The 1790-nt window shown below is 75.6% G+C and carries 2 protein-coding genes; both read left to right on the top strand.

Annotation, left to right across the window (positions count from 1 at the left end; all coding sequences use genetic code 11):
* The coding region (locus tag HMPREF3105_RS07990; protein WP_141762469.1) for a PASTA domain-containing protein at nucleotides 1-883 on the top strand (883 nt) is incomplete at its 5' end.
* A gap of 32 nt (nucleotides 884-915) precedes the next feature.
* On the top strand, nucleotides 916-1790 hold an 875-nt coding region (locus tag HMPREF3105_RS07985), incomplete at its 3' end, for a protein kinase domain-containing protein (RefSeq protein WP_141762468.1).

Genomic DNA, 1790 nt, shown 5'->3' with positions numbered 1-1790 from the left:
CCGGCGACGCGCCAACCCCTGGCCGCTGTGGGCGCTGCTCGGGCTCGTGGTGTTCGCCCTGCTGGGGGCGCTGCTGTGGCCGCTGCTCACGGGTGGCCGCGGCGACGGCGGCTCGGCGCCGGCGACCTCGCAGGAGGAGTCGTCCGTGAACGTGGACCCGGAGGCGTACAAGGGTCGCCCCGTGAGCGAGGTGCGCGCCGAGCTCGAGGGCCTCGGCCTGGCGGTGCGCGAGGAGGACCGCGACGCGCAGAGCCCGGAGGGCACCGTCGAGGAGATCAACCCCGTGGGGGCGCTGCAGCGCGGTGAGACCGTCACGCTGGCCGTCTCCACCGGGGAGGGCGTCATCCCGGAGGGCCTCGTGGGCCAGCCCGTGGACAGCGCGATCCAGACGCTGCGCGACCGCGGCTTCACCGTGGACCGGGTGGACGACCCGTCCGCCGACGGCGCCGACGGCGAGGTGGTGCGCGTGGTGCCCGGCGAGGGCGAGCGTCACCGCTATGACACGCACGTGCAGCTGATCGTGGCCACCGGCGGGTCCGACGCCGCGCCGACCCGCGAGGCCTCCCAGCCCGCCTCGGAGCCGGAGCCCAGCGCGTCGGAGGAGCCGAGCAGCGGGCCGAGCCCGTCGGCCTCGGACGAGCCCAGCCCGTCCCCCACCGCCGAATCCCCGACGGCCACCGCCGACCCGGAGCCCACGCAGGAGCCGACCGAGGAGCCGACGACACCCACGGGGGATCCGACGACGGAGTCCTCCGGGGAGTCCACGGCGCCGACGGGCCAGCCCACCACCGACCCGTCCGCTGACGCGCGCGGCGCGGAGGCCTCCTCCGCCGACGCGCGTGGCGCGCAGGCCTCGTCCGCCGACGCCACGCCCTCCGCCTGAGCGGCGGGCGGGACGACCACGCGGACGTGTCTGTGGACGAGCAGAGGACCCTGAACGAGCGGTACCGGATCGGTGAGCTGATCGGGCGCGGCGGCATGGCGGACGTCTTCCGCGGCGAGGACCTGCGGCTGCACCGCCCGGTGGCGGTGAAGCTGATGCGCCGGGACCTGGCGCGCGATCCGCACTTCCAGGCGCGCTTCCGCAAGGAGGCGCGCTCGGCGGCCTCCCTGAACCACCCCTCGATCGTCTCCGTGTACGACACGGGCGAGGTCTCCCTCGAGGACGGCCTCCATCCGGTGGACTGCCCGTTCCTGGTGATGGAGCTCGTCTCCGGCCGGACGCTGCGGGAGATCCTGCACGCCGAGGGCGCCGTGGGCCCGGACCGCGCCGTGGCCTGGACCCGGGGCGTGCTGGAAGCGCTCGAGCACGCGCACGAGGAGGACATCGTCCACCGCGACGTGAAGCCCGCGAACGTCATGGTCACGGACACGGGCACCGTGAAGGTGATGGACTTCGGGATCGCCCACGCGCTGGCAGACACCTCCGCCACCACGTCGCAGACCCAGGCCGTGGTGGGCACCGCCCTCTATCTGGCCCCGGAGCAGGCGACGGGCCGCACCGTGGACGGCCGCGCCGACCTCTACGCGGCCGGCTGCCTGCTGTTCGAGCTGCTCACGGGCCGGCCCCCCTTCACGGGCGACACGCCGCTGGCCGTGGCCTACCAGCACGTGCGCGAGGAGCCGCCGGCGCCCTCCGACGTCGACCCCGACCTGCCGCCCGCGTTCGACCCCGTGGTGCTGCGCGCCCTGCGCAAGGATCCACAGGACCGGTTCCCCACCGGCGCCGCGTTCCTCGCGGCCCTCGAGGAGGCCGCCGCGGATCCGCACGCCGGCCCCGGCCGTCACAC

This window comes from Micrococcus sp. HMSC31B01 (assembly GCF_001816085.1).
Lineage (GTDB): Bacteria > Actinomycetota > Actinomycetes > Actinomycetales > Micrococcaceae > Micrococcus > Micrococcus luteus.
This window is presented reverse-complemented; position numbering and strand designations above follow the sequence as displayed.